This window comes from Ralstonia sp. VS2407 (genome assembly GCF_052950655.1).
The window spans coordinates 347,209-371,992 of record NZ_JBRFVG010000005.1 but is presented as its reverse complement, the minus strand read 5'-3'; the positions used below and the strand labels follow the sequence as shown (position 1 = coordinate 371,992).

The window sequence follows — 24,784 nt, the reverse complement described above, 5'->3', positions numbered from 1 at the left end:
AGGGCACGGGTTGTTGAGTTTATGCTGCTACGTGGAATCGAACGATACCGTCAGCGCCGGTTTCGCGCACCAGTTCGCCTTGATGCCACAACGCATGCAGGTGGGCAAGCGCCTCGCCCATCGCGAAGGTCATCTGGTGCACGTCAAACTGACGCTTGAAGATGACGTTGACGATGTCGCGTGCCGATTGCGGCGCGGCCTTGCACGCAGCCAGCGTTTCGGCCAGGCGATCCGCATGGTGGTCGCGCAGTTGCTGGATGCGCGTATGCAACCCGCGGAACGGCCGCCCGTGCGACGGGAGGATCAGCACATCCGGCGGCAGCGGCTCGTATTTGCCCAGCGAATCCAGATACAGCGTGAGCGAATCCGCCTCGGGTTCCAGATCGAACACGCTCACGTTGGTGGAAATGCGCGGCAGGACCATGTCGCCGGAAATCAGCACGTTGGCGTCTTCGCTGTAGAGCGCGACGTGCTCGGGCGCATGGCCGAAGCCTGTGATGACACGCCATGTGTGCGTACCGATGGCGACGACGTTGCCGTCCATCAGGCGGCGGTACTGGCTGGGTACGCCCGGCACGAGCGTGCTGTAGTAATCCTTGCGGTTGCGGATGCCTTCGATGGAGGTCGGGTCCGTCAAACCGTGGCGCTCGAAATGACGCGCGGCAAATTCGCCGCCGGCGCTCGACGCGCCGGTGCCGCCCACCAGCATGCGCGCGAAGGCGTAGTCGCCCAGGCTCATCCACAGGCGCACATTCCAGCGTTTTTGATCGCCGCCCTCGCACAGCCAGTTCGACAGGCCGACGTGGTCCGGGTGGCAGTGCGTGACCAGCACGCGCAGCACCGGCAGGCCGTCGAGGTGGTTCGCGAAGATCGTTTCCCAGTACCCGCGAATCGCTTCGTGGTTGATGCCGCAATCGATGATTGTCCAGCCGTCCTGCCCGTCCTGGCGATCACGCAGCAGCCACAGGTTGATGTGATCGAGCGCAAACGGCAGCGGCATGCGCAGCCAGTAGACGCCGGGGGCGACTTCAAACCGCGTGCCGCCTTCGGGAAGCGTGTCGCCAAAGGGATAGTCGAGTTGGTGTTCGAGCGCGTTCATGTGGATGGGGTCTCGGTCGCCGCCCTTGGGTGCTCCGGGGCGGTCTTTGCGATTGCGGTTTGGCGCTATTGACGCTAACGTAAACGTCAATTCGCCGCCGGTCATCCATCTTAAGCGAAAACTTAATGTCGCCGCCCGGCGTGCATGCGCCATCACACCTCTGCCGTTACTCCGTTCCTCGCCGTATGTCTGCCTCCACTCCGTCTGCCGCCGCTGCGCTCGCCGCCGATCTTGAATCGGGCGATGCCGGCGCGCTTGCCGACGCAAGCTTCACCATTACCGACCTTGCCCGCGAGTTCGACATCACGCCGCGCGCCATTCGCTTCTATGAAGACCAGGGACTGCTGGCGCCGGATCGCCAGGGCCCGGGCGGGCGTCGCCGGGTGTATTCGGCCGGCGAGCGCACGCGCCTGAAGCTGACCCTGCGCGGCAAGCGGCTCGGCCTGTCGCTGGGCGAGATCAAGGAGATCCTAGATCTGTACGAGTCGCCGCGCGATACGGTGCCGCAGCTGGAACGCTTCCTGGCGTCGCTGGCGCAGCACCGCGCGGTGCTCACGCAGCAATTGGAAGATCTGAACGCCCAACTGGCCGAGATCGACCAGCACGAGCGCCAGTGCCGCCGCTTGCTGGAAGATGCGCAGGGCGGCACGGGCAAGCCGCCCAAGCGACGCAAGGCCGCCTGATTCCGCAAATCTACGTAACGACCGGTCATTGACGTTTACGTAAACGTCAATACAATACGCAACACCTTGAAGCACCCTTCCTGCCCCGGCGCGACCGCCACAAGCGGCGTACACCGCACTAGGCCAGACCCCTTACTCAGAGACACCAGCGGCCCCCGCCGCGCCCAAGGAGACCACCATGATTGATCTGCCCGGCCTGAAATTCGACTTGGGCGAAGACATCGAGATGCTGCGTTCGGCCGTGCGCGATTGGGCGCAGGGCGAGCTGGCACCGCGTGCCGGCGAAATCGACCGCACCGACCAGTTCCCGATGGACGCGTGGCGCAAGATGGGCGAGTTGGGCGTGCTCGGCATCACGGTGGCAGAGGAGTACGGCGGTGCCAACATGGGCTACCTGGCGCACATGATCGCCATGGAAGAAATCAGCCGCGCCTCAGCGTCGGTCGGCCTGTCGTATGGCGCGCACTCGAACCTGTGCGTAAACCAGATCCACCGCAACGGCACGGCGGCCCAGAAGGCCAAGTACCTGCCCAAGCTAGTTTCCGGTGAATGGGTGGGGGCGCTGGCGATGAGCGAGCCGAATGCCGGGTCGGATGTTGTCAGCATGAAGCTGCGCGCGGAACTGAAAGGCGACCGCTACGTGCTCAATGGCACCAAGATGTGGATCACCAATGGCCCCGACTGCGACGTGCTGGTCGTCTACGCCAAGACCGAGCCCGAACTGGGCGCGCGCGGCATGACGGCGTTCATCGTCGAGAAGGGCATGAAGGGTTTCTCTGTTGCGCAGAAGCTGGACAAGCTCGGCATGCGCGGCTCGCACACGGGCGAGCTGGTGTTCGAGGACGTGGAAGTGCCGGTGGAGAACATCCTCGGCCAGGAAAACGGCGGTACCAAGGTGCTGATGAGCGGCCTGGATTACGAGCGCGCGGTGCTCTCCGGTGGCCCGATCGGCATCATGCAGGCCTGCATGGACGTAGTCACGCCGTACATCCACGATCGCAAGCAGTTCGGCCAGAGCATTGGCGAGTTCCAGCTCATCCAGGGCAAGATGGCCGACATGTACACCACGCTGCAGGCCTGCCGCGCCTATCTGTACACGGTCGGCAAGAACCTCGACTCTTTGGGGCGCGACCACGTGCGCCAGGTGCGCAAGGACTGCGCCGGCGTGATCCTCTACACCGCCGAGAAGGCCACGTGGATGGCCGGCGAAGCCATCCAGATCCTGGGCGGCAACGGCTACATCAACGAATTCCCGGTCGGCCGCCTGTGGCGCGACGCCAAGCTGTACGAAATTGGCGCCGGCACGTCGGAAATCCGCCGCATGCTGATCGGCCGGGAGCTGTACGCAGAGACGATGTAACGGGCGGGATCAGGCGGGCTGGCGGCACGGGGCCATCAGCCAAACGGATAAGGAGGCGCAACGGTTTCAGGACGCGAACACGGCACCGAAGACCCTACAATCTAGGTCTGCCTGGTTTGCTGGTTTCGCCGCTTCCCTGCCCCTCCCCGCGCACACGCCATGTCCCATTTCCCAAAGCTCCTCTCGTCGCAGATCGCCTTTGACGTCGCCCGTACGATGCTCGACGGCTTCGACAAGCACTATCGCTTGTTCCGCGAGGTGAGCGTACAGGCCAAGACTGCGTTCGAGACCGGGGACTGGGCGGGCCTGCAGCAACTGCAGCGCGACCGCATCGCCTACTACGACGAACGCGTGCGCGAAGCGTCGGTCATCCTCGAAGACGAATACGACGCCGAGAACATCGACGACGAGATCTGGCGCCAGATCAAGCTGCATTTCATCGGCCTGTTGACCAACCATCACCAGCCCGAGTGCGCCGAGACTTTCTTCAACTCGGTGTGTACGCGCATCCTGCATCGCTCGTACTTCAACAACGATTTCATCTTCGTGCGCCCGGCCATCTCGACGGAATACATCGAGAACGAAGAGTCGCCCACCAAGCCGACGTACCGCGCCTATTACCCCGGCACGCGCGATGGCCTGGGCGCCTGCTTCGAGCGTATCGTGCACAACTTCCAGCTCAACGCGCCGTTTGAAGATCTGGAGCGCGACATCGGCTACATCGTGCGCGCGGTGGGCGAGCATTTCGGCGACTTCCGCATCGCACCGAATTTCCAGATCCATGTGCTGTCGTCGCTGTTCTTCCGCAACAAGGCGGCGTACATCATCGGGCGCGTGATCAACGGCGACAAGACGTTCCCGCTGGCCGTGCCAATCCTGCGCAATGCCGCGGGCCAGCTCTCGCTCGACACAGTGCTGCTGCGGCAAGAACAGTTGCTCATCCTGTTCTCGTTCACGCACTCGTATTTCATGGTGGACATGGAGATTCCGTCTGCCTACGTGACCTTCCTGCGTGACCTGATGCCGCGCAAGCCGCGCGCCGAAATCTATACCTCGCTCGGCTTGCAGAAGCAGGGCAAGAACCTGTTCTATCGCGACTTCCTGCACCACCTGCAGCATTCATCGGACAAGTTCATCATCGCGCCCGGCATCCGGGGCCTGGTGATGCTGGTGTTCACGCTGCCCTCGTACCCGTACGTATTCAAGGTCATCAAAGATTACTTCCCGCCGCCCAAGGAAACCACGCGCGAGCTGATCAAGAGCAAGTACCAGCTTGTGAAGCGCCACGACCGCGTGGGGCGCATGGCCGATACGCTGGAGTATTCCGACGTGGCCTTCCCGCTCTCGCGCTTTGATGAGGACCTCATCAAGGAGCTGGAGAAGCACGCGCCGTCGATGGTCGAATACCAGCGCAGCGATGACGGCGGTGAGGAGATCGTCATCCGCCATGTCTACATCGAGCGCCGCATGACACCGCTGAACATCTGGCTGCACGAAGGCACCGATGCGCAGGTCGAGCACGGCATCATCGAATACGGCAATGCCATCAAGGAACTCATCGCCGCGAACATCTTCCCCGGCGACATGCTGTACAAGAACTTTGGCGTGACGCGCCACGGCCGCGTGGTCTTCTACGACTACGACGAGATCGAATACCTCACCGACTGCAACATCCGCACCGTTCCCCAGCCGCGGACCGAAGAAGAAGAAATGTCCGGCGAGGTCTGGTACAGCGTCGGCCCGCACGACATTTTTCCGGAGACGTATCGCACGTTCCTGCTTGGCGACCCGCGCGTGCGCGAAGCCTTCCTCAAGCACCACGCAGACTTTTTCGAAGCCTCCATGTGGCAGGGGTACAAGGAGCGCCTGCTCTCCGGGCAGATGCACGATTTCTACGCGTATGACGCAGCCGAACGCTTCGTCAATCGCTACGGCGCGAGCGCGCCCGACAACGCAGCCCAAGACAACACGACGCTGCAGCAGCGCGCCGCCGCTTAACCCTTTAACACGACGGGAAACCATGCCACATCGCATCAAAGAGCTGTTCGAGAACAACCGGAAGTGGGTCGAGCGCGTCCACGCTGAAGACCCGGCTTTCTTCTCCAATCTGGCCAACCAGCAGAACCCGGAATACCTCTGGATCGGCTGCTCGGATTCGCGCGTGCCTGCCAACCAGATCATCGGTCTGCCGCCGGGCGAGGTGTTCGTCCACCGCAACATCGCCAACGTGGTGGTGCACTCGGACCTGAACTGCCTGTCGGTGCTGCAGTTTGCGGTGGAAGTGCTGAAGATCCGCCACATCACGGTGGTGGGCCACTACGGCTGCTCCGGTGTGAAGGCCGCCCTGACAAAGCAACGTTTCGGACTGGCCGACAACTGGATTCGTCACGTGCGTGACGTGGCCGAGCAACACGAAACGTATCTCGGCACGGTGGTCCGCGAGCAGGATCAGCATGACCGGCTGTGTGAGCTGAACGTGATCCACCAGGTGAATAACGTGTGCCTGACGACGATCGTGCAGGACGCTTGGGATCGCGGGCAGCCGCTGACCGTTCACGGTTGGATTTATGGCGTGAAGGACGGGATGTTGCGCAACCTGGGGATGGCGGCGAGCTCCAATGAGGAACTTCATGCTCAGCTTGGTGAGGCTTGGCTGAATTATGGGAAGGAAGGGAGTACGCCTAGTCCGGTGGGGTTTTAAGTTTTTGCTTTTTTGAGGGCTGGATTTGATGTTGGTGGTTCATCCCTTGTTTCATCCCCTGCCGGGGCTGACTCACTTTCTTTGTCCTGCCAAAGAAAGTATGCAAAGAAAGGCGCGCCCGAGATGGCGAAGGATTCCTTGAATTTATGTCGCAGGGAGGGGAAGGGAAAAACTCGCTTCGCTCAGACAGTTTCCCTTCCTGTTTCCTCCCTGCAACAGAAATTCAAGGCGCCATCTAGGGCAACAAAGTCAACGGCCAAACCATCGACCACAAGTGCGGCGGGAACCAACAGCACAACGCAAAGCAAAGCGAGCAACACAGCAACAAACAAGAGCCACTAGGGCCCGCACACCAACGGTTCGGCCGTTGACGTTCCTGCCCTAGATGGCGCCTTGAATTTTTGTAAGCGGGCGGAAACAAGAGGGGAAACTGTCTGAGCGCAGCGAGTTTTTCCCGTCTCCGCCCGGTTACACAAATTCAAGGAGGGGGTCGCCATCTTGGGCGCGCCTTTCTTTGCTTACTTTCTTTGGCAAGACAAAGAAAGTGAGTCGGGCCCGGCAGGGCACGAAACGGAGATGGACCAACAAGGCCCGCCCACCAGCGAGAGACACATAAACCCTGCACCACAAGTGCAGAACCATGTCCAAAGCACAGTTCCAGGAGATTGCAGCAATGTCCGACCGCATCGTCATCGCCTCCGCCGCCCGTACCCCGATGGGCGCCTTCCAGGGCGAACTCGCCAGCCTCACTGCCCCACAACTCGGCGCCGCTGCCATCCGCGCGGCAGTCGAGCGTGCGGGCTTGAAACCGGAACAGATTGAAGAAGTCATCATGGGCTGCGTCCTGCCTGCGGGGCAGGGGCAAGCGCCGGCACGTCAGGCCGCACTGGGCGCGGGCCTGCCGCTGTCAGTCGGCTGCACCACCGTCAACAAGATGTGTGGTTCGGGCATGCGCGCCGCCATGAATGCGTACGACGCGCTGCTCGCAGGGTCGCTGGACGTTGTGGTTGCGGGCGGCATGGAAAGCATGACGAATGCGCCGTACCTGATCCCGAAAGGCCGCGGTGGCTACCGAATCGGCCATGGCATGATCTATGACCACATGATGCTCGACGGCCTGGAAGACGCTTATGACAAGGGCCGCGCGATGGGCACCTTCGGCGAGGACTGCGCCGAGAAATACGGCTTCACGCGCGAGGCCCAGGACCACTTCGCGATGACATCCGTGCGCCGCGCGCAGGAGGCCACCGAATCCGGCGCATTCCGTTGGGAGATCACGCCCGTCACGGTGTCGAGCAAAGCCGGCGACACCGTCATCGACACCGATGAAGGCCCGCGCCGCATCAAGGTCGACAAGATCCCCTCGCTCAAGCCCGCCTTCAAGAAAGACGGCACGGTGACGGCCGCGTCGTCTTCGTCGATCAACGATGGCGCAGCTGCGCTGGTGATGATGCGCGAGTCGACTGCCAAGCAACTCGGCATCACGCCGCTGGCGGTGATGCTGGGCCACACCACGCACGCGCAAGAGCCGAGCTGGTTCACCACGGCGCCGGTCACGGCCATCGACAAGCTGTTCAAGAAGCTCGCCTGGAACTCAGGCAACGTTGACCTGTTCGAGATCAACGAGGCGTTTGCCGTGGTGCCGATGGCCGCCATGCACGACCTGCGCATCCCGCACGAAAAAGTGAACGTGAACGGCGGCGCGTGCGCGCTGGGCCATCCGATCGGCGCATCGGGCGCACGCTTGATCGCGACGCTGCTGGGCGCGCTGCGACACCGCGGCGGCAAGCGCGGCGTGGCAAGCCTGTGCATCGGCGGCGGTGAAGCCACGGCTGTCGGCATCGAACTCTACTAAGGCACGCGCATGACGAACGCAACGTCGCGCCGCACGCGCACCGCGCTCATCCTGGGCGCGTCGCGCGGCATCGGCCTGGAAACGGTCAAGCAATACCGTGCGGATGGCTGGCGCGTGATTGCCACCGTGCGCACGCAAGAGGCCGCCCAGGCGCTGCAGGCTCTGGGCGCCGAGACCCACGTGCTGGACCTGACCGACGCCAACGCCGTCGCCGGCCTGGCGTGGAAGCTCGACGGCGAAGCGCTGGACGTGGCGATCTACGTGGCGGGCATCTACGGCCCGCGCACGCAGGGCGCCACGCCCGTCAGCCAGGCAGATTTCGATGCCGTGATGCACACCAACGTGTGGGCGCCGATGGGCGTGCTGCCTGCGGTGCTGCCGATGGTGGAAGCCGGACGCAATGGTGCGGACGAACCTGGCGGCGTGCTCGCCGTCATCTCCAGCCGCATGGGCAGCATTGGCGACATGACAGGCAACGGCGGCTGGCTGTATCGCGCCAGCAAGGCGGCGGTGAACGCGGTGCTGCGCGGGGTGTCGATCAACGCCAAGAACGCCACGTGCCTGACCTTCCACCCCGGCTGGGTACAGACCGACATGGGCGGCGCGGGTGCGGCCATCACGGCGCAGGAAAGCGTGGCCGGTATCCGCCGCGTGATTGCCGGCGCCACGCGTGCCGACAACGGCGGGTTCCGCAACTACGACGGCAGCGTCATTGAATGGTGAGGCCGGAACGATGCTGCTGACCCAAGAGCAAGAGATGATTCGCGACGCCATCCGCACCTTCGTGCGCGAGGCGATCACCCCGCACGCGGCCGCATGGGACCGCGATGCGACGTTCCCGAAAGACGTGCACCGCCAACTGGGCGAACTGGGCGCCTATGGCGTGGCCGTGCCGGAAGAACTCGGGGGCGCGGGACTCGACTACCTGTCGCTGGCGTTGATCCTGGAAGAAATTGCTGCCGGCGACGGCGGCACCTCCACCGTCATCAGCGTGAACAACTGCCCCGTGTGCAGCATGCTGATGGCGTTTGCGAACGACGCGCAGAAGCAGCAGTGGCTCGTGCCGCTGGCGCGCGGCGAGATGCTCGGCGCGTTCTGCCTGACCGAGCCGCATGTCGGCTCCGACGCATCGGCGCTGCGCACCACGGCCGTGCGCGATGGCGACCACTGGGTCCTGAACGGCGTCAAGCAGTTCATCACCAGCGGCAAGCATGCCGACGTGGCGATCGTCATGGCCGTGACCGACAAGGCCGCAGGCAAGCGCGGCATCAGCGCATTCCTGATGCCGACCAACACACCGGGCTACATCGTCGCGCGGCTGGAGGACAAGCTCGGCCAGCACTCGTCAGACACGGCACAGATCGTGTTTGAAGATTGCCGCATCCCCGCCGATTGCCTGCTGGGCGAAGAAGGCGCGGGCTACAAGATGGCGCTGTCCGGGCTGGAAGGCGGACGCATCGGCATTGCCGCGCAGAGCGTTGGCATGGCGCGTGCGGCCTTTGAAGCCGCGCTGGCGTATGCCAAGGAGCGCGAAAGCTTCGGTCAGCCGCTGTTCGCGCACCAGGCGGTGCAGTTCCGCCTGGCCGAGATGGCCACACGCGTGGACGTAGCACGACAGATGGTCTGGCATGCCGCCAGCCTGAAAGATGCCGGGCTGCCGTGCCTGAAAGAGGCCGCCATGGCCAAGCTCAATGCCAGCGAGATGGCCGAGCGCGTCTGCTCCGATGCCATCCAGGTCTTCGGCGGCTACGGCTACGTCAGCGACTTTCCGGTAGAGCGCATCTACCGCGACGTGCGCGTGTGCCAGATCTACGAAGGCACGAGCGATATCCAGAAGATCTTGATCGCCCGCGCACTGGCGTAGGCATTTTCGGGGAAGGCGCAGCACAACAGGGGAGCACATCATGAACGGGGCCATCGATTTCTACTTCGACTTCTCATCGCCGTACGGCTACTTCGCCAGCACGCGCGTGGAAGAACTCGCCCAGCGGTACAACCGGGCGACGGCATGGCATCCGATCCTGCTGGGCGTCGTGTTCAAAACGACCGGCGGCTCCCCGCTGCCCCAGGTGCCGCTCAAGGGCGATTATGCATGGCGCGATTTCGAGCGCACGGCACGCTTCAACGGCATTGAATACCGCAAGCCGACGCACTTCCCACTGCCCACGCAATACGCGGCGCGCGCCACGCTGTGGGTACACGACCACCACGGCGGGGACCGTGCCATCGACTTTGCGCGTGCGCTTTACCGCGCGCTGTTTGTCGACGACATCAACATTGGTGAACCAGCGGAGGTGATGAAGATTGCCGACGCCATGGGCATCGACGGTGCCGCGCTCAATGCCGGCGCAAGCAGCCAGCAGATCAAGGATCAGCTCAAGGCCGAGATCGACCTGGCCATGTCGCGCGGCGTGTTCGGCTCGCCCTACGTGATCGTCGACGGCGAAGCATTCTGGGGCTTCGACCGCTTTGACCAGATTGAAGCGCTGCTGCGCGACGGACGCATATAAACGACCTTCACGAAAGCGGCGGATGTACCAGCCGCCGCCGACGAACCCTTTACTAAGAACGCATGACTGCAGTGACCTCCCCCGTTTCGAACCACCCGCGCTTTGACGCGATCCTCTTCGATTGCGACGGCGTGTTGGTCGACAGCGAACCCCTCGTCAACCGCCTGATCTGGGAGATGCTGACTGAGCTTGGCATCAGCATCAGCCCGGAAGATTCCATCAAGCGCTTCCTCGGCAAGGCCATTCGCGAAGAACTGGATGCGATTGCCGAAATGCGCGGCGCGCCGCTGCCGCCGAACTGGCTGTCCACCTTCCACGCGCGCCGCAACGCGCTGCTCGAAGCCGAGGTGGAAGCCGTGCCGCATATCGCGCACGCCATCGATGTGCTGTCCAGGCTGGGCCTGCCGATGGCCGTGGCCTCGGGCGCCGATCGCACGAAGGTTGAATTGCAGCTCAACCGCACCGGATTGATCGAGCACTTCCAGCCCACGGACGTGCGCATCTTTTCGGCCACCGAAGTCGCGCGCAGTAAGCCCGCGCCCGACATGTACCTGCTGGCCGCGAGCAGCCTGGGGGTATCCCCGGCACGCTGTCTGGTCATTGAGGACAGCCCCACGGGCGTCACCGCCGGGCACGCTGCCGGCATGACGGTGCTGGCATACGCCGGCCGCAATGCGCCGGGCCCGCTGATCGCCGCGGGAGCCACCCGCACGTTTACCGACATGCGCGAACTGCCGGAGCTGCTGGCCTGATGCCTACCGCACAACCCAAGCTCATCGGGCCGGCCGACGCCTGCCCCTGCGGCAACGGCGCCTATGCGCGCTGCTGCGGCCCCTTCCATGCGGGCGACGCCGCGCCGGCCACGGCCGAGCAACTCATGCGCTCGCGCTACAGCGCTTATGTGCTGGGCGACACGGCGTACCTGCGCCGCACGTGGCATCCGTCCACCTGCCCTGCCGACCTGGAGACGAGCGAGGCAGATGCCACCGCCACGCGCTGGCTCGGCCTGGACGTCAAGCGCCACACGCCGCAAGACGCCACGCATGCGACGGTGGAATTCGTCGCGCGCTACAAGGTGGGCGGCCGCGCGCATCGCCTGCATGAAACGAGCCGCTTCGTCCGCCTGGACGCCAGCGGCGCTGAATCCGCCGAAGGCCGTTGGCTGTACGTTGACGGCACCTTCCCTGACTGAACCGCACCGACCTTCTTGCACTGCTGCCATGCCGACGCTAGAGACCAAGCTGAACCCCCGCGCCGAAGACTTCAAGGCCAACGCCGATGCCATGCGCGCGCTCGTCGCCGACTTGCGCGACAAGGTGGCGCGCATCGCCCAGGGCGGCGGTGAAGACGCCCGCGCCAAGCACCTCGCCCGCGGCAAGCTGCTGCCGCGCGACCGCGTGCAGCAACTGCTCGACCCCGGCACGCCGTTCCTGGAGTTCTCTCAGATGGCGGCGTACGGCATGTACGACGACGCCGCACCGGGCGCCGGCATCATCACCGGCATCGGCCGCATCTCTGGGCAGGAATGCGTGATCGTCTGCAACGACGCCACGGTCAAGGGCGGCACGTATTACCCCATGACGGTGAAGAAGCATCTGCGCGCGCAGGAGATCGCCGAGCAGAACCATCTGCCCTGCGTGTACCTCGTCGATTCGGGCGGCGCCAACCTGCCGAATCAGGACGACGTGTTTCCCGACCGGGACCACTTCGGCCGCATCTTCTACAACCAGGCCAACCTGTCAGCCAAGGGCATTCCGCAGATCGCGGTGGTGATGGGTTCGTGCACAGCCGGCGGCGCGTATGTGCCGGCCATGAGCGACGAATCGATCATCGTCAAGGAACAGGGCACGATCTTCCTGGCGGGCCCGCCGCTGGTGAAGGCGGCCACCGGTGAAGTGGTGAGCGCGGAAGACCTCGGCGGCGCCGATGTGCACACGCGGCTGTCCGGCGTGGCGGATTACTTCGCCAACAACGACTCGCACGCGCTGGCACAAGCGCGCAGCATCGTCGCGCACCTGAACCGCCGCAAGCCGGATCAAGTGCAGATTCATGCGCCGGTCGAACCGCGTTACGCCGCCGAAGAACTCTACGGCGTGATCCCGACCGATACGCGCAAGCCGTTCGACGTGCGTGAAGTCATCGCCCGCATCGTCGACGATTCCGCCTTTGACGAATTCAAGGCGCGCTACGGCACGACGCTGGTCTGCGGCTTTGCGCGCATCTGGGGTTACCCGGTCGGCATCATCGCCAACAACGGCATCCTGTTTTCGGAGGCCGCGCTCAAGGGCGCGCACTTCATCGAGCTGTGCTGCCAGCGCAAGATCCCGCTGGTGTTCCTGCAGAACATCACGGGCTTCATGGTCGGCCGCAAGTATGAGAACGAAGGCATCGCCAAGAACGGCGCGAAGATGGTGACGGCGGTGGCAACGGCGCAGGTGCCGAAGTTCACGGTCATCATCGGCGGCTCGTTTGGCGCGGGCAACTACGGCATGTGCGGACGTGCGTATTCGCCGCGCTTCCTGTGGATGTGGCCAAACGCGCGCATCTCGGTGATGGGCGGCGAACAGGCCGCCAGCGTGCTCGCCACCGTGCGCCGCGACGGCATCGAAGCCAAGGGCGGCCAGTGGAGCGCGGATGAAGAAGCCGCGTTCAAGGCGCCGATCCGCGACCAATATGAGCGCCAGGGCCATCCGTACTACGCCAGCGCACGCCTGTGGGACGACGGCGTGATCGACCCCGCCGACACGCGCAGCGTGCTGGGCCTTGGGTTGTCGGCCAGCCTGAACGCGCCGATCGGCGACATGAACTTCGGCGTGTTCCGCATGTAAGCATGCCCGCCAACCGAACAGGACATTTGCAGTGAACAGCAACACCGCGCGAACGTGGCGCAGCGCCTGGGCAGCCGTTGGCTGCGCGCTGCTACTTGCGGCTGCGCATGCAAGCGAGACCGCGCCGGCCGGCATCAGCGAGACCATCGTGGAGGTGCCCAAGTCTGCGGGCATCTTCACGCTCAAGCTGGAGACGACCATTTACAAACCGGCCGGCGATGGCCCCTTCCCGCTCATCGTGCTCAACCACGGCAAGGCGCGCGGCAAGGCGGCATTCCAGGCGCGCGCCCGTTACAGCGAGCAGGCAGCGGCGCTGGTGGCGCGCGGCTACGTGGTGGCCATCCCGATGCGGCAGGGGTTTTCCAAATCCGGCGGCGCGTATATCGGCAGCGGCTGCAATGTGGAAGCCAACGGCATCATCCAGGCCGAAGACGTGGTGGCCGCGCTCGACTACATGACCGCGCAGCCGTACGTCGACCGCAACCGCATCGTTGTCATGGGCCAGTCGCATGGCGGCCTGACGACGCTGGCCTTTGGCACCATCGCGTACCCCGGCGTACGCGGGCTGGTGAACTTTGCCGGCGGCCTGCGCAACGACACCTGTGCCGACTGGGAAGGCAACCTCGTGCGCGCATTCGAGACGTACGGCCGCCAGTCACGCTACCCCTCGCTCTGGTTCTACGGCGACAACGACAGCTACTGGCCCAAGCCGATGCCCGACAGGATGTTCGCCGCCTACACCAGTGCCGGCGGCAAAGGCCGGCTGGTGGATTTCGGCAACTTCAAGAGCGACTCGCACGGCATGTTTGCAAGCCATGCGGGGCTTGCCATCTGGCTGCCGCAGGTGGATGCCTTCCTGCGCGAACTCGGTCTGCCGGCAGGTCCGGTGCAAGCGGCGGCGCCGGGCAGCAACGCTGAAGCCTCCGGCGCAGACGACCCCAAGTCCGACACCAACAAGGACCCCGAATGAACGCTTTCGAGACCCTCGCCTTCGCCCAGCAAGGCGCCGTCGCCACGCTCACGCTGAACCGGCCCGACGTGCGCAACGCCTTCAACGAAACGGTCATCGCCGAGCTGACCGGTGCGTTCCGCGCGCTGGCCAATGAGCCGAGCGTGCGCGCCATCGTCCTGTCGGGCAACGGCCCTGCGTTCTGCGCGGGCGCCGACCTGAACTGGATGAAGAAGATGGCCGGCTACTCCGATGACGAGAACCGCGCCGACGCCCTGCGCCTGGCCGAAATGCTGCGCGCCATCTACACCTGCCCCAAGCCCGTGATCGCGCGCGTGCAGGGCGACACGTATGCCGGCGGCGTCGGCCTGGTTGCCGCGTGCGACATCGTCGTCGCCGTCGACACGGCCAACTTCTGCCTGTCGGAAGCGAAGCTCGGGCTGATCCCGGCCACCATCAGCCCATACGTGATCCGCGCGCTGGGCGAGCAGGCATCGCGCCGCTACTTCATCACCGCCGAGCGTTTCTCCGCCGCCGAGGCGCATCGCCTCGGCCTCGTGCATGAGGTGGTGAGCGCAGACGCCCTCGACGCCAAGGTGGCCGACATCACGGCCGCGCTCGTCGCCAACAGCCCGAACGCCGTGCGCGAGAGCAAGCGGCTCGTGCGCGAGGTGTCTGGCGCTGCGGTCAATGACGCACTGCTGGCCGACACCGCTGAACGCATCGCCGCCATTCGCGCCTCGGAAGAAGGCCGCGAAGGCGTGCAGAGTTTCCTGGGCAAGCGCAAGCCGAACTGGCTGCTGCCGGCCTGATCCGCATAACAACGACACCACGCATCACTTGAAGGAAGTCCTCATGCAATCCACTCCGCTCAACTTCGTTCCGAACGCCGCCAAGGCGCCCGTCACACCGGGCCAGGCGCCCGACGCGCGCTGGAGCCGCGAAGCCATCGAAGCGCTGTTCGCGCTGCCGTTCAACGACCTGCTGTTCCAGGCGCAGCAGGTGCACCGCGCCAACTTTGATGCGAATGCGGTGCAGCTCTCGACACTGCTGTCCATCAAGACCGGCGGCTGCCCGGAGGACTGCTCGTATTGCCCGCAATCGGCGCGCTACGACACCGGTGTCGAGGCTGAAAAACTGATGCCGATCGACGAAGTGCTGGAAGCCGCATCGCGCGCCAAGCAAAACGGCGCAAGCCGCTTCTGCATGGGCGCCGCGTGGCGCAACCCGAAGCCGCATCAGCTCGACGCCGTGGCCGACATGGTGCGCGGCGTGAAAGCGATGGGGCTGGAAACGTGCGTGACGCTCGGCATGCTCAAGCAGGAACAGGCCGCGCAGTTGAAGGAAGCGGGCCTGGATTACTACAACCACAACCTCGACACCGCGCCCGAGTTCTACGGCGAGATCATCACCACGCGCACGTACCAGGACCGGCTCGACACGCTAGAGCATGTGCGTGATGCCGGTATCAACGTGTGCTGCGGCGGCATCGTCGGCCTGGGGGAATCGGTGCACGAGCGTGCGGGCCTGATCGCCGAGCTGGCGAACATGGAGCCGTATCCGGACTCGGTGCCCATCAACAATCTCGTGAAGGTCGAAGGTACGCCGCTGGCGGGCAACGAAGAACTGGATCCGTTTGATTTCGTGCGCACGATTGCCGTGGCGCGCATCACGATGCCCAAGGCGATGGTGCGGCTCTCCGCTGGCCGTGAGGCGATGGACGACGCGCTGCAGGCGCTGTGCTTCATGGCGGGGGCCAACTCGATCTTCTATGGCGAGAAACTGCTGACGACGGATAACCCCGAGGCGGATGCTGACCGCAAGCTGCTGGCGCGGTTGGGGATGCGGGTGGAGGTGCGGGATCACATGCACCATGAATCGCATGCGGGGGCGCAGTCTTCGCATTGTCATATCGACATTACGCCGGCGGACTGATGCTTTTGATGGGAGGTGGTTTTTGTTTTTGTGTTGGTGGTCTGCCTCCCTTTCGTCCCCTGCCGGGGCCGACTCACTTTCTTTGTCTTGCCAAAGAAAGTAAGCAAAGAAAGGCGCGCCCAAGATGGCGAAAGATTCCTTGAATTTATGTCGCAGAGAGGGAGGGGAGGCAAACTCGCTTCGCTCAGACAGGCCTCCCCTCTTTTTCCTCTCTGCAACAGAAATTCAAGGCGCCATCTAGGGCTCCAACGGCCACACCATCGGAGCACAAACGCAGTAGTGAATACGCGGCAAGACGCGGAGCGAAGCAAACGGCAATACAGCAACAAACACGGGCCTGACAGAGCATGCACACCAACGGTTTGGCCGTTGAAGTTCCTGCCCTAGATGGCGCCTTGAATTTTCGTAAGCGGGCGGAAACAAGACGGGAAACTGTTTGAGCGCAGCGAGTTTTTCCCGTCTCCGCCCGGTTACGAAAATTCAAGGAGGGTGTCGCCATCTCGGGCGCGCCTTTCTTTTGCTTACTTTTCTTTGGCAAGACAAAGAAAAGTGAGTCGTGCCCGGCAGGGTACGAAACAGGGATGGACCACAACCGCCCGCCCCGGCAGGGGATGAAACAAAGGATGCACCACAAGTGCAAAACCAAAACCAGGAGACGTAACAACACCATGATCACCAAGCTCCTCATCGCCAACCGAGGCGAAATCGCCTGCCGGGTCGCCGCCACCTGCCGCAAGCTCGGCATCCGCACGGTCGCGGTCTACTCCGATGCCGACGCCAACGCCCGCCACGTCTCGGCCTGCGACGAAGCCATCCACATCGGTGAGCCCGCCGCCCGCGACAGCTACCTGCGCGCCGATCGCATCCTCGAAGCCGCGCGCGCCACGGGCGCGCAAGCCGTCCACCCCGGCTACGGCTTCCTCTCGGAGAACGAAGCCTTCGCCAAGGCCTGCGCAGACGCCGGCATCATCTTCGTCGGGCCGCCGGCCTCAGCCATCGAAGCGATGGGCAGCAAGAGCGCGGCCAAGGCGCTGATGGAAAAAGCCGGTGTGCCACTCGTCCCCGGCTACCACGGTGACAACCAGGACGCCGCATTCCTGCGCACGCAGGCTGATCGCATCGGCTATCCCGTGCTCATCAAGGCGAGCGCCGGCGGCGGTGGCAAGGGCATGCGCGTGGTGGAATCGGGCGATGCGTTCGAAGCCTCGCTGGCCTCGGTCAAGCGTGAGGCCTCATCGAGCTTTGGCGACGACCGCGTGCTGATCGAGAAGTACCTCACGCGGCCGCGCCACATCGAAATCCAGGTCTTCGCAGACAGCTTCGGCGGCGCCGTCTACCTGTTCGAGCGCGACTGCTCCGTGCAGCGCCGCCACCAGAAGGTGCTGGAAGAAGCCCCCGCCCCCGGCATGACGCTGGACCGCCGCCGCGCGATGGGCGAAGCCGCCGTGGCGGCCGCACGCGCCGTGGGCTACGTGGGTGCCGGCACGGTCGAGTTCATCGTCGATGAAGACGGCACGTTCTACTTCATGGAGATGAACACGCGCCTGCAGGTCGAGCATCCGGTCACTGAAATGATCACGGGTGAAGACCTCGTCGAATGGCAATTGCGCGTCGCCTCCGGCGAGCCGCTGCCGCGCACGCAGGACGAACTGCACATTCACGGTCACGCGCTCGAAGCACGCATCTACGCAGAAAACCCCGACCGCGATTTCCTGCCCTCCATCGGCACGCTGAAGGTGCTGCGCACGCCGGCTGCGGTGGAATTTACCGTGGGCGCGCAGGCCAATGGCGAACCCGCCGCCGTGCGCATCGACGCTGGCGTGCGAGAAGGCGACGCCATCAGCCCTTACTACGACCCGATGATCGCCAAGCTCATCGTCTGGGGCCGTGATCGCGAAGAGGCGCTCGCGCGCATGCTGCAGGCGCTGGGCAGCTTCCACCTGGTGGGGCTGTCGTCCAACGTGGCCTTCCTGCGCCGCCTTGTCGCATCGAAGCCGTTTGCGACCGCCGATCTGGATACCGGCCTGATCGCACGCAATCACGACACGCTGTTCCCGGCAGCGCCGGACGTGCCGCAAGACGCCATCGCCCTGGCTGTGGCTGCGCTGCTCGCCCGCGAGGCGCGAAGCCTGCGCACCGACACGCGCGATCCGCATTCGCCGTGGGCGCGCGGCAGCGGCTGGCGCCTGAACGGCGCGGCTGAGCGCACGCTGCGCTTCTCGCACGGTGACCAGGCCGTCGACGCCACGCTCGTCTACGGCCGCGACGGCTCGCGGCTGAAAGCAAACGGCCATGAAGCGCCCTTCACTTCGCAGCGCCACGCCGACACCTTCACCGTCACGCTGGGCTCGCACAAGGCGACCGGCCAGGTGCATCTCGACGGCGACACGTTCCACGTCTTCACCGGCGGCGCGCACTGGACGCTCGAGCGTCACGACCCGCTCGCCCATGCTGGCGAAGCCGACGACGAAGGCGGCAAGCTGACCGCGCCGATGCCTGGTAAGGTCATCGCCGTGCTGGCCGCGCCGGGGCAGACCGTCACCAAGGGCGCGCCGCTCGTCGTCATGGAAGCCATGAAGATGGAGCACACGCTCACCGCACCCGCCGACGGCGTTGTCGAATCGGTGCTGTATGGCGTGGGCGATCAGGTGACGGAGGGTGTGCAGTTGCTGGCGTTCAAGCCGGCGGAGTGACATCGGAATGACACCCGAATGACGCTCAACGGGGCCGCCACGCGCCTTGGCGGCCCCTGCTACACTGCTTGACGTATACGTCAACTACCCGCACTGAAGTCGCCCCACATGCACATCCAGATCTACACGCCCGACGGCAAGCCCCAACCCTGGCTCGACGGTTTTGCGCATGCGCTGCCAGAGGCGCGGCTGTCGGTATGGGAGCAAGGCGCCGCGCAAGATGCTGACTACGCCGTGGTCTGGCAGCCGCCCGCCGATATGCTGCGCGGCCGCACGGATTTGCGCGCGGTGTTCAACCTCGGTGCGGGCGTCGATGCGATCCTGGGCCTGCGCGCGCAATCGCCCGATGCGATTCCCGAAGGCCTGCCGATCGTCCGGCTGGACGACGCCGGCATGGCCGCGCAGATGGGCGAGTACGTCACGCACGCCGTGCTGCGCTTCTTCCGCCGGCTCGATGAATACGAGCGTCAGCAGCAAGCCAAGATGTGGCGCTTCCTCAAGCCATTCAACCGCGACGAGTTCGTCGTCGGTGTGCTCGGCCTGGGCGTGCTGGGCACGCACATCGCCAAGACGCTGGCAGGCTTCGGCTTTCCGGTGCGCGGCTGGAGCCGCTCCGCCAAGCTCGTCGACGGCGTCGATTGCCGGGCCGGTAGCGACGCACTGCCGGGCTTCCTGGCGGGCACGCGCGTGCTGGTGAACGTGCTGCCGCTGACGGCCGACACCGAAAACGTGATCGACGCGAAACTGCTGGCTCAACTCGCGCCGGGCGCGTTCGTCGTCAACGTGGCACGCGGCAAGCATCTGGTGGAAGACGACCTGCTGGCCGCCGTGCGCAGCGGGCATGTTGCAGGCGCCGCGCTCGACGTGTTCCGCACCGAGCCGCTGCCGGCCGACCACCCTTTCTGGACCGAACCGCGCATCCACATCACGCCGCACATTTCGGCGTTGACGCTGCGCGAGGTCAGCATTGCCCAGATCGCGCGCAAGATCCGCGCGCTGGAAGCGGGCGAGCCGATTGCCGGCATCGTCGATCTGCAACGAGGTTATTGAGATGGCACTCCCGAAATTTGTGAAAGTGATCGAGGTCGGCCCGCGCGATGGTCTTCAGAACGAAAAGGCGCCGGTTTCCACCGACACCAAGGTCGAACTGGTGAACCGGCTGTCCGAGGCGGGCTTCGTGAATGTGGAAGCCGCGTCGTTCGTGTCGCCCAAGTGGGTGCCGGCAATGGCCGACGGCGCCGACGTGATGGCCCGCATCCAGCGCCGGCCCGGCACGCTGTACTCCGTGCTCACGCCCAACATGAAGGGCTTCGAAGGCGCGGCCGCAGCGGGCGCGGATGAGATCGTGATCTTCAGCGCCGCCAGCGAGGCCTTTGCGCAGAAGAACATCAATTGCTCGATTGCGGAGTCGATCGAACGCTTTGTGCCGGTGGCCAAGGCGGCCAAGGATGCGGGCATTCGCGTGCGCGGGTCGATCTCGTGTTCGCTGGGCTGCCCGTATCAGGGCGAGGTGCCGGTGTCGTCGGTGGTGGATGTCATCAAGCGCATGGCCGATCTGGGCTGCGACGAGATCGACATTGCCGACACCATCGGCGTGGGCACGGCCGGGCAGGTGAAAACCGTGATGGAAGCCGCCGCGGCGACCTTTCCGATCGACCGCCTCTCGGGTCATTTCCACGACACGTACGGCCAGGCACTGGCCAACATCCTCGCCAGCCTGGAAGTCGGCATCGCCATCTTCCACGCATCGGTGGCAGGGCTGGGCGGCTGCCCGTATGCCAAGGGCGCGACCGGCAACGTCGCCACGGAAGATGTGCTGTACCTGCTGCACGGCCTGGGCATCCGCACCGGCATCGACCTGGACAAGGTGGTGCTGGCGGGCGACTTCATCTCGCAAGCCATCGGCCGCCCCACGGCGTCACGTGCAGGCCGCGCGCTGCTACTCAAGCTGCAGGACCAGATCGCCCAGGCCTGCATCTGAAACCCCACCAAGCACAACGACGATGACCGCTACCGATACGAACGCGCCGCTGCCTGAATCCGCTCAACGCGTGGCCGACCACCTCCGCACGCTCGGCTACGAAAAAGCCATCGTGATGCTGCCGGCCACCGGAAAAACGTCTGCCGAAGCGGCTGCCGGCCTCGGCTGCTCGGTGGCGGAGATTGCCAAGTCGATCATCTTCCGTCGTGCTGAAGACGACGTGCCGGTGCTGGTGATCGCCAGCGGCACCAATCGTGTCGACGAGGCAAAGGTTTCCGCGCACGTGGGCGCACTGGCCAAGGCCGATGCGAAGTTCGTACGCGAGAAAACCGGTTACGCCATCGGCGGCGTATGTCCGGTCGGCCATGCGGTCAAGCCCGTGATGCTGCTCGACCAAGACCTGTTCCAGTACGACAGCGTGTGGGCCGCGGCCGGCCACCCGCATGCCGTGTTCAACCTCACGCCTGCCGAACTGGAAGCGATGACCGGCGCGCCCGTGGCCGACATCGCCCAGCGCGACTGATCGCCCAAGCATGGACGCCTGCACCCGCGCGCAACTGAAGCTGTCGCTCGGCAAGTTGCGCAACAGCCGCCAGCAGGCGGAGCGCGCACAGCCGGTGTCGTCGCCGTGCATCAGCGTCTGCAAGATGGACGACGCGCGCGGCCTGTGCATCGGCTGCATGCGCACGATCGACGAGATTGCCGCGTGGTCGACCATGAACGACGCGGCTCGCCTGGCCGTGTGGAAAACCTTGCCCGAGCGCGCCTGCGCCTGGCTCAACGACGCGCCCAGCGCCTAAGCGCCCATCACCATGGCCGAACACGACATCATCACCCTGCCTGATTCGATGCGCGTGTTCGAGCGCGGTTGGCTGTCGTCCAACAACATCCTTTTCTTCGACGACGAAGCGCATGGCGGCTGCGCGCTGGTGGATTCGGGCTATCTCACGCACGCCCCGCAAACCGTTGCGCTGGTGAAGCACGCGCTGCAGGGACGGCCCCTGCGCCGCCTGCTGAATACGCACCTGCACTCGGATCACTGCGGCGGCAATGCGGCGCTGCAGACCATCTACGGCAGCCACACGCGCGTGCCCGCCGCGCAGATCGACGACGTGCGGCGCTGGGACATCGACGCCCTCAGCTACGGCCCCACAGGCCAGGAGTGCGCGCGCTTCACGTTGCCCAACAGCGATGCCGACGCGGGCCTCGCTGACGGCATGACGCTGCGCCTGGGCGGTTTCGACTGGCAGGTGATCAGCGCACCCGGGCACGACCCGCACGCGATCATCCTGTTCAATCCCGACACGCGTGTGTTGATCTCCGCCGACGCACTGTGGGAACGCGGCTTTGGCGTGATCTTTCCCGAGCTTGAAGGCGAGAGCGGCTTTGCCGAGCAGCAGGCCATTCTTGAGCGCATCGCGCAGCTCGACGCGCGCGTGGTGATTCCCGGGCACGGCCGGCCGTTTACCAGCGTCAACGCCGCGATTGATGCATCGCTGGGCCGGCTTGCGTATCTGCGGGCAGACCCTGAACGCAACGCGCTGCACGCCATCCGCGTGCTGGTGAAGTTCAAGTTGCTGGAGCAGCAGGCGCTGTCGCACGACGCGCTGTTTGCGTGGTTCACGCAGACCACGCTGATGCCGCGCCTGCAGGCGCGCTTCTTCGCAAGCCAATCAATGGAAACGTTGGTGGATGCCGCGATCGCAGCGCTGGTCAAGGCAGGCGCCGCCACCGTCGAACATGGCCGCATCCTGAACCGCGATTGACGTGCTGCGCGGTGGCTGTGCCCCGCTACAATGCAGCGACGCCTCTTCTCTTCGCCTGGGCATGCCGAAACCCGCCACATCCAGTCCGCCCGAATCCGCCACTGAAGCCGCCACTGAAGCGGAAGCGCCGCGCCGCAAGCGCGGCCGTCCTGCGCAGGATGCCAACGAGGGCTTGCGCCGCGCGTTGATCGAGCAATCGGCCCGGCTGTTCCGCGAGAAGGGCTACGGCAACACCACGGTGCGCGACATTGCCGCCGCCACGGGCGTGCATGCAGGCAGCTGGTTCTACCACTTCAAGACCAAGCAGGACATCCTGCAGGCGGTGATCGAACACGGCCTGACCGTGGCGCTGGCGGACATCGAAGCCATCGATATCGACGATCTGCCGCCGCGCGAGGCGATGCGCCAACTCGTGCGCGCGCATCTCTACACGATCCTTGCGCCCCACCAGGATTTCATTCCGGTGATGCTGTACGAATGGCGCTCGCTCGACGCGCAGGCGCAAGAACGCATCATCGCGCTCAAGGATCGCTACGAAGACATCTGGACGCGCGTGATCGACCGCCTGCGCGCTTCGGGCGAATGGGCGCACCCGACGCCTGTCGATCGCCTGCTGATGTTCGGTGCGCTCAACTGGACGGCGCAGTGGTATCAGGCTGGCGCGGGCATCAGCATTGACACGCTCGCCGATCAGGCGGTGCTGTTCATCCTGCGTACGCCGCCTCAGCCGACGGCTTAGCCCTACTTAGCGCGCATCGCTCTGGAACAGCGTCTGATTGGCGCTGCGCAGCACATGCTTCTGGATCTTGCCCGTCGCCGTCATGGGCAGCTTGTCGACCACGGCGATGTGCTTGGGCACCTCAAAGCTGCCGAGATGCGCCCGACAATGCGCCTGCAGCGCGGCGGCGTCGGCCTGGGCATCGGGCTTGAGGCAGACAAACGCCGCCACCGCTTCCACCCAGTGCGCGTGCGGCAAGCCGACCACTGCGGCGTTCGCCACGGCCGGGTGCCGCAGCAACACTTCTTCCACCTTGACCGAAGGCACGTTCTCACCACCGGTCTTGATCATGTCCTTGATGCGGTCCTTGAACTGAAGCTGGCCGTCGGCATCCCACATGCCGAGGTCGCCTGTGTGGTGCCAGCCGAAGCGGCGTGCGTTGGCGGTGGCCTGCGGGTCCTTGTAGTAGCCGAGCATGACGTTGGGGCCGCGGTGCACGATCTCGCCCAACTGGTTCGGGCCGAGCAGATTGCCTTGATCGTCCATCACCGCCGCTTCGTTCACCATGCAGGGCTGGCCCCAGTAGTTTCCGGTGCGTTGCAGTTGCTGGTCGGGCGCGAAGTACATCGTCATCGGAAAAATCTCCGTCTGCCCGGAGCCGAGGGCAAAGTTGGGGCACACCTCGGCAATCAGGCGTTCGAGCAGCGGTTTGGCCATCGGCGCCATCGCATACAGGCACAGGCGCAGGCTGGAGAGATCCCGCTGCGCACGCAGCGGATGGTGCAGCAGCGCGGCGTACATGAGCGGCAGGCCGAACAGTTGCGTGATGCGCTCGCCGGCAATCGCGTCGAGCAGCGCCGCCGGATCAAAGCCGCGCTGGATGACGAGCGTGGCGCCCACCATCATCGCGGATGCGGCCGTCGCAAACTGCGCGCAGTGGAACATCGGCAGCAGGCACGAGAACACGTCGGTCTCGTTCAGATTCAGGCTGGCAACGTTGGACATCAGCGCGGCATGCACCGAGCGGTGCGAATGCATGGCCCCCTTTGGCCGCCCGGTCGTGCCGCTGGTGTACATGATGAGCGCGAGATCGCGGTCGTCGATCACGACGGCGGGCAGCGTATCGGCGTGGCCTTGCAGCGCTTGCTCCACGGTTTGCGGCCCGCCTGTCACAGGTTCACCGAAGCATTGGTGCGCCGGGAGCCCCAGTGCATTCAGCGTGTCGCGCAGCGCCGGGTACAGCGCCGCGTCGATCACCACGTGCCGCGCCTCGGCATGTTCGAGGATGTAGCGCACGTCATCCGGTCCGAGCATCGCGTTGATCGGCACCCACACCAGCCCCGCCTTGAGAATGCCGTACGCGGCCACCAGAAACTGCGCCGAGTTGCCGCAGAGCATCGCCACCTTGTCGCCAGGCATGAGGCCGCTTGCAAGCAGCGCGTGCGCATAGCGATTGCTGTCTGCGTTGAGCTCGGCATGCGTCATGCGACGCGGGCCATCGACCAGCGCGACTTTCGCGCCGAACTTGCGTGCACTGCGATGCAACGTATCGCCCAGCGTCACCCGGTTCAGCAGGTTGGCTTCAAGCGTGGTGTCTGGCGTGGCTTCGGACATGGGACGTCTCCTGTGGACTGCATTGACTGCATTGACCGCATTGACCGCATTGACCGCACGAATTGCACGACGAAACGATGAACAGGAACGGC

Annotated in this window: 23 protein-coding genes; 21 read left to right on the top strand and 2 right to left on the bottom strand. The window is 64.8% G+C overall.

Annotated elements, in window-relative coordinates; genetic code table 11:
• Window positions 1-19: 19 nt before the first annotated feature.
• Window positions 20-1,099, bottom strand: a complete 1,080-nt coding sequence (locus ACU8YE_RS11695) for an MBL fold metallo-hydrolase (protein WP_446928763.1) — start codon at window positions 1,097-1,099, stop codon at window positions 20-22.
• A 185-nt stretch (window positions 1,100-1,284) separates the two neighbouring features.
• Here ACU8YE_RS11695 and ACU8YE_RS11690 point away from each other — a divergent pair, with 185 nt between their 5' ends.
• The 21 genes from ACU8YE_RS11690 (at window position 1,285) to ACU8YE_RS11590 (ending at window position 23,099) form a co-directional block, all read left to right on the top strand.
• Window positions 1,285-1,782: a MerR family transcriptional regulator gene (locus tag ACU8YE_RS11690; protein ID WP_232041743.1), complete on the top strand. Its 498-nt coding sequence runs from the start codon at window positions 1,285-1,287 to the stop codon at window positions 1,780-1,782.
• A gap of 178 nt (window positions 1,783-1,960) precedes the next feature.
• Window positions 1,961-3,142 carry an isovaleryl-CoA dehydrogenase gene (locus tag ACU8YE_RS11685; protein WP_440076590.1) on the top strand — a complete coding sequence of 394 codons (1,182 nt, stop codon included), beginning with the start codon at window positions 1,961-1,963 and terminating at the stop codon, window positions 3,140-3,142.
• A 159-nt stretch (window positions 3,143-3,301) separates the two neighbouring features.
• Entirely contained in the window at window positions 3,302-5,140 is a 1,839-nt protein-coding gene (aceK, locus tag ACU8YE_RS11680) for a bifunctional isocitrate dehydrogenase kinase/phosphatase (RefSeq protein WP_316868192.1), read from the top strand.
• Window positions 5,141-5,162: 22 nt separating this feature from the next.
• Window positions 5,163-5,843: a carbonate dehydratase gene (can, locus tag ACU8YE_RS11675; protein WP_232041741.1), complete on the top strand. Its 681-nt coding sequence runs from the start codon at window positions 5,163-5,165 to the stop codon at window positions 5,841-5,843.
• Between the two features lie 673 nt (window positions 5,844-6,516).
• Window positions 6,517-7,698, top strand: coding sequence for an acetyl-CoA C-acetyltransferase (locus ACU8YE_RS11670; RefSeq protein ID WP_232043083.1), 1,182 nt, complete (start codon window positions 6,517-6,519; stop codon window positions 7,696-7,698).
• Between the two features lie 9 nt (window positions 7,699-7,707).
• Window positions 7,708-8,421: an SDR family oxidoreductase gene (locus ACU8YE_RS11665; protein ID WP_322017176.1), complete on the top strand. Its 714-nt coding sequence runs from the start codon at window positions 7,708-7,710 to the stop codon at window positions 8,419-8,421.
• 10 nt (window positions 8,422-8,431) lie between these two features.
• The gene (locus tag ACU8YE_RS11660; RefSeq protein WP_446928762.1) at window positions 8,432-9,562 is read left to right on the top strand and encodes an acyl-CoA dehydrogenase family protein; all 1,131 of its coding nucleotides are present in this window, start codon (window positions 8,432-8,434) and stop codon (window positions 9,560-9,562) included.
• Window positions 9,563-9,602: 40 nt separating this feature from the next.
• On the top strand, window positions 9,603-10,208 hold the full coding sequence (locus ACU8YE_RS11655) for a 2-hydroxychromene-2-carboxylate isomerase (protein ID WP_045202366.1): 606 nt from the start codon (window positions 9,603-9,605) through the stop codon (window positions 10,206-10,208).
• Between the two features lie 62 nt (window positions 10,209-10,270).
• The gene (locus ACU8YE_RS11650) at window positions 10,271-10,960 is read left to right on the top strand and encodes an HAD family hydrolase (protein WP_446928761.1); all 690 of its coding nucleotides are present in this window, start codon (window positions 10,271-10,273) and stop codon (window positions 10,958-10,960) included.
• Window positions 10,960-11,400 carry a YchJ family protein gene (locus ACU8YE_RS11645; RefSeq protein WP_446928760.1) on the top strand — a complete coding sequence of 147 codons (441 nt, stop codon included), beginning with the start codon at window positions 10,960-10,962 and terminating at the stop codon, window positions 11,398-11,400. Before ACU8YE_RS11650 ends, ACU8YE_RS11645 begins: the two co-directional genes overlap by 1 nt.
• A 28-nt stretch (window positions 11,401-11,428) precedes the next feature.
• Window positions 11,429-13,036, top strand: a complete 1,608-nt coding sequence (locus ACU8YE_RS11640) for a carboxyl transferase domain-containing protein (protein WP_260804047.1) — start codon at window positions 11,429-11,431, stop codon at window positions 13,034-13,036.
• Window positions 13,037-13,067: 31 nt separating this feature from the next.
• Complete coding sequence (locus ACU8YE_RS11635; RefSeq protein ID WP_440076585.1) at window positions 13,068-14,006, top strand: prolyl oligopeptidase family serine peptidase; 939 nt, start codon at window positions 13,068-13,070, stop codon at window positions 14,004-14,006.
• A complete protein-coding gene (locus ACU8YE_RS11630) occupies window positions 14,003-14,797 on the top strand; it encodes an enoyl-CoA hydratase/isomerase family protein (protein WP_446928759.1) in 795 nt (264 codons plus the stop codon). Before ACU8YE_RS11635 ends, ACU8YE_RS11630 begins: the two co-directional genes overlap by 4 nt.
• Before the next feature lie 43 nt (window positions 14,798-14,840).
• Window positions 14,841-15,920, top strand: a complete 1,080-nt coding sequence (bioB, locus tag ACU8YE_RS11625; protein WP_446928758.1) for a biotin synthase BioB — start codon at window positions 14,841-14,843, stop codon at window positions 15,918-15,920.
• A 668-nt stretch (window positions 15,921-16,588) separates the two neighbouring features.
• Complete coding sequence (locus ACU8YE_RS11620) at window positions 16,589-18,613, top strand: acetyl/propionyl/methylcrotonyl-CoA carboxylase subunit alpha (RefSeq protein ID WP_446928757.1); 2,025 nt, start codon at window positions 16,589-16,591, stop codon at window positions 18,611-18,613.
• Between the two features lie 108 nt (window positions 18,614-18,721).
• A complete protein-coding gene (locus tag ACU8YE_RS11615; RefSeq protein WP_446928756.1) occupies window positions 18,722-19,663 on the top strand; it encodes a 2-hydroxyacid dehydrogenase in 942 nt (313 codons plus the stop codon).
• A gap of 1 nt (window position 19,664) precedes the next feature.
• Window positions 19,665-20,594 carry a hydroxymethylglutaryl-CoA lyase gene (locus ACU8YE_RS11610; protein ID WP_446928755.1) on the top strand — a complete coding sequence of 310 codons (930 nt, stop codon included), beginning with the start codon at window positions 19,665-19,667 and terminating at the stop codon, window positions 20,592-20,594.
• A 22-nt stretch (window positions 20,595-20,616) separates the two neighbouring features.
• A complete protein-coding gene (locus ACU8YE_RS11605) occupies window positions 20,617-21,117 on the top strand; it encodes a YbaK/EbsC family protein (RefSeq protein WP_027678443.1) in 501 nt (166 codons plus the stop codon).
• Between the two features lie 10 nt (window positions 21,118-21,127).
• The gene (locus tag ACU8YE_RS11600; RefSeq protein WP_446928754.1) at window positions 21,128-21,394 is read left to right on the top strand and encodes a DUF1289 domain-containing protein; all 267 of its coding nucleotides are present in this window, start codon (window positions 21,128-21,130) and stop codon (window positions 21,392-21,394) included.
• Between the two features lie 12 nt (window positions 21,395-21,406).
• Window positions 21,407-22,360 (top strand): MBL fold metallo-hydrolase, encoded by a 954-nt coding sequence (locus ACU8YE_RS11595; protein WP_446928753.1) that lies wholly within the window; start codon window positions 21,407-21,409, stop codon window positions 22,358-22,360.
• 61 nt (window positions 22,361-22,421) lie between these two features.
• Window positions 22,422-23,099, top strand: a complete 678-nt coding sequence (locus tag ACU8YE_RS11590; RefSeq protein ID WP_446928752.1) for a TetR/AcrR family transcriptional regulator — start codon at window positions 22,422-22,424, stop codon at window positions 23,097-23,099.
• 6 nt (window positions 23,100-23,105) lie between these two features.
• Here the strand turns inward: ACU8YE_RS11590 and ACU8YE_RS11585 are convergent, their stop codons facing one another.
• On the bottom strand, window positions 23,106-24,692 hold the full coding sequence (locus ACU8YE_RS11585; protein WP_446928751.1) for an AMP-binding protein: 1,587 nt from the start codon (window positions 24,690-24,692) through the stop codon (window positions 23,106-23,108).
• Window positions 24,693-24,784: the final 92 nt, after the last annotated feature.

Bases quoted from the DNA above. Each gene is read 5' to 3' on its own strand.
- ACU8YE_RS11645 (WP_446928760.1), top strand. From the start codon at position 10,960: ATGCCTACCGCACAACCCAAGCTCATCGGGCCGGCCGACGCCTGCCCC.
- ACU8YE_RS11610 (WP_446928755.1), top strand. From the start codon at position 19,665: ATGGCACTCCCGAAATTTGTGAAAGTGATCGAGGTCGGCCCGCGCGAT.
- ACU8YE_RS11600 (WP_446928754.1), top strand. From the start codon at position 21,128: ATGGACGCCTGCACCCGCGCGCAACTGAAGCTGTCGCTCGGCAAGTTG.
- ACU8YE_RS11640 (WP_260804047.1), top strand. From the start codon at position 11,429: ATGCCGACGCTAGAGACCAAGCTGAACCCCCGCGCCGAAGACTTCAAG.
- ACU8YE_RS11615 (WP_446928756.1), top strand. From the start codon at position 18,722: ATGCACATCCAGATCTACACGCCCGACGGCAAGCCCCAACCCTGGCTC.
- ACU8YE_RS11660 (WP_446928762.1), top strand. From the start codon at position 8,432: ATGCTGCTGACCCAAGAGCAAGAGATGATTCGCGACGCCATCCGCACC.
- aceK (WP_316868192.1), top strand. From the start codon at position 3,302: ATGTCCCATTTCCCAAAGCTCCTCTCGTCGCAGATCGCCTTTGACGTC.
- ACU8YE_RS11630 (WP_446928759.1), top strand. From the start codon at position 14,003: ATGAACGCTTTCGAGACCCTCGCCTTCGCCCAGCAAGGCGCCGTCGCC.
- ACU8YE_RS11605 (WP_027678443.1), top strand. From the start codon at position 20,617: ATGACCGCTACCGATACGAACGCGCCGCTGCCTGAATCCGCTCAACGC.
- ACU8YE_RS11690 (WP_232041743.1), top strand. From the start codon at position 1,285: ATGTCTGCCTCCACTCCGTCTGCCGCCGCTGCGCTCGCCGCCGATCTT.
- ACU8YE_RS11620 (WP_446928757.1), top strand. From the start codon at position 16,589: ATGATCACCAAGCTCCTCATCGCCAACCGAGGCGAAATCGCCTGCCGG.
- bioB (WP_446928758.1), top strand. From the start codon at position 14,841: ATGCAATCCACTCCGCTCAACTTCGTTCCGAACGCCGCCAAGGCGCCC.
- ACU8YE_RS11655 (WP_045202366.1), top strand. From the start codon at position 9,603: ATGAACGGGGCCATCGATTTCTACTTCGACTTCTCATCGCCGTACGGC.
- ACU8YE_RS11595 (WP_446928753.1), top strand. From the start codon at position 21,407: ATGGCCGAACACGACATCATCACCCTGCCTGATTCGATGCGCGTGTTC.
- ACU8YE_RS11585 (WP_446928751.1), bottom strand. From the start codon at position 24,692: ATGTCCGAAGCCACGCCAGACACCACGCTTGAAGCCAACCTGCTGAAC.
- ACU8YE_RS11695 (WP_446928763.1), bottom strand. From the start codon at position 1,099: ATGAACGCGCTCGAACACCAACTCGACTATCCCTTTGGCGACACGCTT.
- ACU8YE_RS11670 (WP_232043083.1), top strand. From the start codon at position 6,517: ATGTCCGACCGCATCGTCATCGCCTCCGCCGCCCGTACCCCGATGGGC.
- ACU8YE_RS11685 (WP_440076590.1), top strand. From the start codon at position 1,961: ATGATTGATCTGCCCGGCCTGAAATTCGACTTGGGCGAAGACATCGAG.
- ACU8YE_RS11665 (WP_322017176.1), top strand. From the start codon at position 7,708: ATGACGAACGCAACGTCGCGCCGCACGCGCACCGCGCTCATCCTGGGC.
- can (WP_232041741.1), top strand. From the start codon at position 5,163: ATGCCACATCGCATCAAAGAGCTGTTCGAGAACAACCGGAAGTGGGTC.
- ACU8YE_RS11650 (WP_446928761.1), top strand. From the start codon at position 10,271: ATGACTGCAGTGACCTCCCCCGTTTCGAACCACCCGCGCTTTGACGCG.
- ACU8YE_RS11590 (WP_446928752.1), top strand. From the start codon at position 22,422: ATGCCGAAACCCGCCACATCCAGTCCGCCCGAATCCGCCACTGAAGCC.